The 6,101-nt window shown below is 46.7% G+C and carries 5 protein-coding genes; 1 reads left to right on the top strand and 4 read right to left on the bottom strand.

Features of this window, described 5'->3' with window-relative positions; all coding sequences use genetic code 11:
- Window positions 1-999: protein kinase domain-containing protein (locus tag QUA83_RS24255; protein ID WP_333296421.1), on the bottom strand; the 999-nt coding region annotated here is incomplete at its 3' end.
- Between the two features lie 174 nt (window positions 1,000-1,173).
- The gene (locus tag QUA83_RS24250) at window positions 1,174-1,932 is read right to left on the bottom strand and encodes a VOC family protein (RefSeq protein WP_333296419.1); all 759 of its coding nucleotides are present in this window, start codon (window positions 1,930-1,932) and stop codon (window positions 1,174-1,176) included.
- 536 nt (window positions 1,933-2,468) lie between these two features.
- Here QUA83_RS24250 and topA point away from each other — a divergent pair.
- Window positions 2,469-5,195: a type I DNA topoisomerase gene (gene topA / locus QUA83_RS24245; RefSeq protein ID WP_333296417.1), complete on the top strand. Its 2,727-nt coding sequence runs from the start codon at window positions 2,469-2,471 to the stop codon at window positions 5,193-5,195.
- A 181-nt stretch (window positions 5,196-5,376) separates the two neighbouring features.
- On the opposite strand, the gene QUA83_RS24240 is transcribed toward topA, so the two are convergent.
- Both QUA83_RS24240 and QUA83_RS24235 read right to left on the bottom strand, forming a co-directional pair.
- Window positions 5,377-5,724, bottom strand: a complete 348-nt coding sequence (locus QUA83_RS24240; RefSeq protein WP_333056587.1) for a DUF5615 family PIN-like protein — start codon at window positions 5,722-5,724, stop codon at window positions 5,377-5,379.
- 4 nt (window positions 5,725-5,728) lie between these two features.
- Entirely contained in the window at window positions 5,729-6,088 is a 360-nt protein-coding gene (locus QUA83_RS24235) for a DUF433 domain-containing protein (protein ID WP_333154138.1), read from the bottom strand.
- Window positions 6,089-6,101 lie beyond the last annotated feature (13 nt).

Below are 6,101 nucleotides of genomic sequence, written 5' to 3'. Positions count from 1 at the left end.
TTCGGTGCTGCCTCTGCTGACTCGCTCAAAGGCTGCTAATAAGGTTTCCACTTCTGTTTCTCTGCCGTAGAGTTTTTCGGGAATGAGGAAATGATCGGTAATATCCCGCGTTCCTAATACAAACGTCTCAATGTTACCCGTGTTTTGTAATTGAGCCAGACAAATTTCTAAATCGTGTTTCAGTCCTAATGCACTCTGATAGCGATTTTCCGCATTCTTTGCCATCAGTTTACTAACAATTTGGGATAAAATTAGGGGAACTTCTGGCTTGATTTGATGTACCGGAATCGGCTGTTTGGCGAGATGACAATGCATTAACTCCATTGGGTCGTCTGACTCGAAGGGTAACTGTGTTGTCAACAATTCATAGAAGGTCACACCCAGGGAATAAAAGTCACTTCTATAGTCAATACATCGATTCATTCTTCCTGTCTTTTCTGGGGACAGATAAGCTAAGGTTCCTTCGAGGGTGTTGGGATTCTGGATTTCTTGGGTTTCTCTCGGCAACAGGGAAGAAATACTGAAGTCAATGAGTTTAATTTGTTTGCTATGTGGGTTAATCAGAATATTGGCGGGTTTGATATCTTTATGAATAACTCGGTTTTGGTAGAGAGAGTGGAGAATATTTGCTAGTTCCCTGGCTAGGTTGAGAAAGTTTTCTAAAGATAGAGATTTATCGGCTTGGTTTTTATCAGTTGCTGCCGGGAGATACGTAGACAGGGAAACTCCTCCAAAGTCCTCCATTATCAAAGCATAGGCGTTTTTGTAAGGTGCTAAATCGAGGGGTTCAACCACTCCAGGCAGACGTAGATTTTTGGCGATGGTGTACTGGTTGCGGAATTGCAGCAGTTCGCTGAAGCTGGGGTATTCGTTTCTCAGCAGTTTGATGACGACTGGAGTCCGATCGCTCTCCCGAATACCCCGATAAACTAGAGTGCGAGATCCTGCATAGAGTTGTTCTGTTATGCGATACCCCGGCAGATCAGTAATTGTCTCCATTGTCCAGTCCTCACTCAATAAATTGGGGGTTAGTATATCTCTAGTTTACTCAGCAAACTTGGTAAATTCTCAATAGTCTCTAATGTTCCTGCAATTGTCAGTGGGCGTTCTGTACGAACGATCGCAGATCGTTCGATACTGAAGCCATATTATTAATTGTTTTACGGCTTTAGACTACCAACTGATAATAAGCGGCAATCCCGGTCGAAAATCTACCTGTTGTCCCTGCACTTCTCCATCAAAACCAAGCTCCACAAAATACTCGGTTCCCATCCGTAACTTTAGCTGATTTGTCTCAACCACTGCTTGAAGTTCAGGTGACGGATTATTGGCAGCAGGACTGACTAATTCTACACGAGTAATTTCACGTAAACCCACACCATGATCCAAAGGCTGTGACTTATCAGCAGAGTATTGATCGGGACGTTTACCAAAGGAAATTTGGAAAAGCATGGGCTCAGTCAAAACATCACTATTTGTACCTACCGCGATACTCCTCGTTTCTGGTAAATAAGGTGGACGATAGGCCCAACTAGAAAATGCAACTGTGTCCTCAGAACCTTTGGCTGGACGCAAACAGATGCCAAATGGACACGCACCATTATTCCGATTTGTCGATCGCTCCCAAAGACGAGTCTGATGAATGGGCTCAGACTTCGCTTTTTCTGGATCGTGAATCCATAACAATTCCAACATTGCGTTATGGAAAAAGAAACAGCGATTGGCTGTACCTTGTCCGCGATGAATGCGAGATCCACCCTCAACTAAACCGAAGGAGGATAAACGATTAGCTTCCGAAGCACCAATATCAGTAAGGATGAAAAGATGGTCAAATTCAAATGTCATAGCATTGTTGATAGAATTGAGCGATCGCTCCAGTAATTTTAACCCTCTGTGATGACTTTCCTTCCGATCGCAACGCTTATACTGCACAGCGTACTGTACCAAAGTCCCAAACCTCTAGTTAGTAAATTTTTCCCAATCTAAAATCTAAAATCTAAAATCGATAGTCCCAAACCTCTAGTCAGTAAATCTTTCCCAATCTAAAATCTAAAATCTAAAATCTAAAATCGATAGTCCCAAACCTCTAGTCAGTAAATCTTTCCCAATCTAAAATCTAAAATCTAAAATCTAAAATCTAAAATCTAAAATCGATCGCCCCAACCTTCAAGTTACAACCAGATTGAGGAACCATCCGCCCGTATCCAGCAGTCTCAACATCCAGTTAGCGACAATTCTGCTAAAGTCAGGTCATCATCCCGTGCATCTTGTAGAGACGCGATTCGCAGCCTCTGCCCCCAAAGCAGTAAAATCCCATCACATTGTCACCTGCCACCCGATCGGCAGTAAGTTAAAAATTAAGGTAGTTTGAAAATAATCGCCCAAAGTTGAAAGAAGCCTTGACATCTGACCTAAACTCTCTAACTTAGACCCTCTAGCTGCGCTGCCATCCATATTTAAAAGATGCCATGTCAACCTTAGTCATCGTCGAATCTCCTACCAAAGCCCGCACCATCCGCAACTTCCTGCCCTCCACGTACCGTGTAGAGGCATCGATGGGCCATGTCCGCGACCTACCATCCTCCGCCGAAGAAATACCAGAAGCCGTTAAAGGAGAAAAATGGGCGCAACTGGGCGTAAACGTGGAAGCAGACTTTGAACCTCTCTACGTCATCCCCAAAGATAAAAAGAAAATTGTTAAAGAACTCAAAGACGCCCTCAAAGACGCCACAGAACTGATTCTAGCCACTGACGAAGACCGCGAAGGCGAAAGCATTTCCTGGCATTTGCTGCAAATCCTCAAACCCAAAGTGCCCATCAAGCGGATGGTGTTTCACGAAATCACCCGCGAAGCCATCCGCGATGCTTTGACTCACTGTCGCGATATCGACAATCGAGTTGTACAAGCCCAAGAAACTCGCCGAATTCTCGACAGACTCGTCGGTTACACACTCTCTCCGCTACTGTGGAAAAAAATCGCTTGGGGTTTGTCCGCAGGTAGAGTCCAATCAGTCGCTGTACGCCTGTTGGTGCGCCGGGAACGGGAACGCCGCGCTTTCCGCCAAGGTAGCTACTGGGATTTAAAAGCTTTTTTGGAAAAGGGCAAAATTTCCTTTGATGCCAAACTCGTGACTGTCGGCAATGTGAAAGTTGCAAATGGCAGCGATTTTGATGAAAATACCGGGCAAATTATCGCAGGCCGCCGCGTACTTTTGCTCAACGAAGAACAGGCGCGGGCTTTACTCTCACGCATCCAAAACAAACCCTGGACTGTCGGGAATATTGAAGAACGGCCTGTCACCCGCAAACCTTCGCCGCCGTTTACGACCTCGACTTTGCAGCAGGAAGCTAACCGCAAACTGAGGCTGGGTGCGCGGGAAACTATGCGAATTGCCCAAAGTCTCTACGAACGCGGTTTTATCACCTATATGCGGACGGATTCAGTGCATTTGTCCGAACAGGCGATCGAAGCGGCGCGCAGTTGTGTGCAAGAACTTTACGGCAGCGAATACCTCAGCCCCCAACCGCGCAAATACACGACGAAAAGCAAAGGCGCCCAGGAAGCCCACGAAGCTATCCGTCCCGCCGGCAGCACTTTTCGGACTCCGCAGCAAACCGGATTGGATGGCATTGATTTCCGCCTCTACGATTTGATTTGGAAGCGGACTGTGGCTTCTCAAATGGCAGATTCCCGCCAAACTCACGTCACTGTATTAACTCAGGTAGAAGATGCCGGTTTCCGTTCCAGCGGCAAACGCATTGATTTTCCAGGCTTTTTGCGCGCTTACGTGGAAGGTTCCGACGATCCGAATGCGGCGTTGGAAGACCAAGAGGTAATTTTGCCGGCGCTGAAGGTGGGGGATAAACCTAATTGTAAGGATTTAGAGGCAGTTGGGCACGAAACTCAACCTCCTGCCCGCTACACGGAAGCTTCTCTGGTGAAAATGCTGGAAAGCGAAGGTGTGGGCCGTCCGAGTACCTATGCGAGTATTATCGGTACAATTGTCGATCGGGGATATGCGAAATTAATAGCTAATGCCCTAATTCCGACATTCACCGCTTTCGCCGTCACGACTTTATTGGAAACACATTTTCCCGATTTAGTAGACACTGGTTTTACTTCCCGAATGGAACAAACCCTCGATGAAATTGCCACCGGCGAGGCGAAATGGCTGCCGTATTTACAAAAGTTTTATACAGGGGAAACCGGACTCGCAACCCAAGTCAAAGAACAGGAAAGTCAGATTGATGCGAAAGTTGCCCGAACTGTGGTACTGGAGAATATTTCTGCTAAAGTCTGCATCGGTAAATTCGGCGCATACCTGGAATCTGAAAGCGAAGAAGGCTTGGTAAAAGCATCGATTCCCCAAGATTTGACGCCGGCAGATTTAGATCCGGAACAAGTGGAGTTTCTGTTAAAGCAAAAAACGGAAGGCCCGGAAAAATTGGGTCTTCACCCGGAAACTGGGGAACCGATTTATGTGCTGATTGGCAGTTATGGGCCATACGTTCAGTTAGGGGAAGTTTCGGAAACGAACAAGAAACCGAAGCGGGCTTCTTTACCGAAGGGGACGGATAAGGATAGCGTGACGCTGGATATGGCGGTGAGTTTGTTGACTTTACCTCGGTTGTTGGGATCTCACCCGGAGACGGGGGCGAAGGTGCAAGCTAATTTGGGGATGTACGGGCCTTATGTGGTGCATGACCAGGGTAAGGTGGGGAAAGATTATCGATCGATCAAACCGCCGGATGATGTTTTGACGATCGAGCTCGATCGGGCATTAGAGTTATTATCGCAGCCGAAAGCCGCCCGCGGCCGCAGCAAATCAGCCACACCTTTGAAGGAATTGGGCGCGCATCCAGAGTCGGGAGAATTGATCAATGTTTACGATGGCCGCTACGGCCCCTATGTGAAACACGGCGATATCAATGCTTCTTTGGCTAAGGATGAATCTGTGGAGAATTTCACCTTACAAAAAGCACTGGATTTGTTAGCAGCGAAGGAAGCAGCGGGCGGCGGAAAATCTAGCAGCAAGTCGAAGAAGTCAACCAAGACTACTGCGGCGAAATCGGAAACTGCAACGAAGAAGACTGCGGCCAAGAAAACCACTGCTAAAAAGACGGAGACTGCGGCGAAGAAAACCACGACTAAGAAGGCTGCGACTGCGACTGCGACTAAGAAGAAGACAACGTGATTTTAGTTTAGTTTTCACTTATCGAGAAACCCGGACGGTGTAGGGGCGGTGCGACCCCTACTCCCCGTGCCGCCCGGTTTTTTTGTTGGTAAAATACTGCACAAATTTAGGTTTGTAGTAAGGACTTCAGTCCTTAAAATTCGGCTTGAGTATAGTAGGGCATAAGGTCTCTTGAATTCAATTAAGATATGGACGGCGGCCCTGAGCGATAGACACGAATCACTTTTTTCGTCAATGTCTCAGCAGTAGATATCGCATCATTAATATTAGCAGTCAGTCTAGCAATATCGTCATCTCGCGTGCAGGCAATAATACCACAGTGGTCAGGTTGCAGCTTGTGCAGTTGAAAGAAATCCCGTCGGTTGACGGTCAAAACAGCCCGATTTTCAATGATGGCAAATGCTAATACATCCTCATCAGGTAGTCCAGCATTTCCTGCTTCTTGAACAGTCAGGACATCATGCCCCAAAGACCGCAGGTTTTGCACGACTTGCCGAGGAAATTGTTCGTCTGCGTAGAGACGCGCCATAGGTTTATTTGATATTTTCAGGTGTATCTAATATTTCGTCAGCCTCATCTTGCAGTCTAATTGCTTCCTCAATTTCGTCAGGATAAGCTTCAGCATAAGCCCAAACATTTACCAAATCAGCAGCACTGAGATGGGGATAGCAGTCTAGGATAAAAGCATCGGTAGCGCCGTCATTGTGATAGCTGGCGATCAACCAAACGGGAATGCGAGTTTCGTGAATACAAGCATCACCGCCCATCACGCCGGGAGTTTTTGTAATCGGGCGGCCGCTGTTTTTCAGGCTTTGGGTTAAAATGCTGATTGCCTCAGCTTTCTCGGTTGGCGTTAATGCCAAAAGTTGTGTTTCTAATTCTTTGATTGTCATGGAAATTTTAGGA

This window comes from Microcoleus sp. K1-B1 (assembly GCF_036704705.1).
GTDB lineage: Bacteria > Cyanobacteriota > Cyanobacteriia > Cyanobacteriales > Microcoleaceae > Microcoleus.
The sequence above is the reverse complement of the archived record's forward strand: the minus strand, read 5'-3'. Positions and strand labels throughout refer to the sequence as shown.

Bases quoted from the DNA above. Each gene is read 5' to 3' on its own strand.
- topA (WP_333296417.1), top strand. From the start codon at position 2,469: ATGTCAACCTTAGTCATCGTCGAATCTCCTACCAAAGCCCGCACCATC.
- QUA83_RS24240 (WP_333056587.1), bottom strand. From the start codon at position 5,724: ATGGCGCGTCTCTACGCAGACGAACAATTTCCTCGGCAAGTCGTGCAA.
- QUA83_RS24235 (WP_333154138.1), bottom strand. From the start codon at position 6,088: ATGACAATCAAAGAATTAGAAACACAACTTTTGGCATTAACGCCAACC.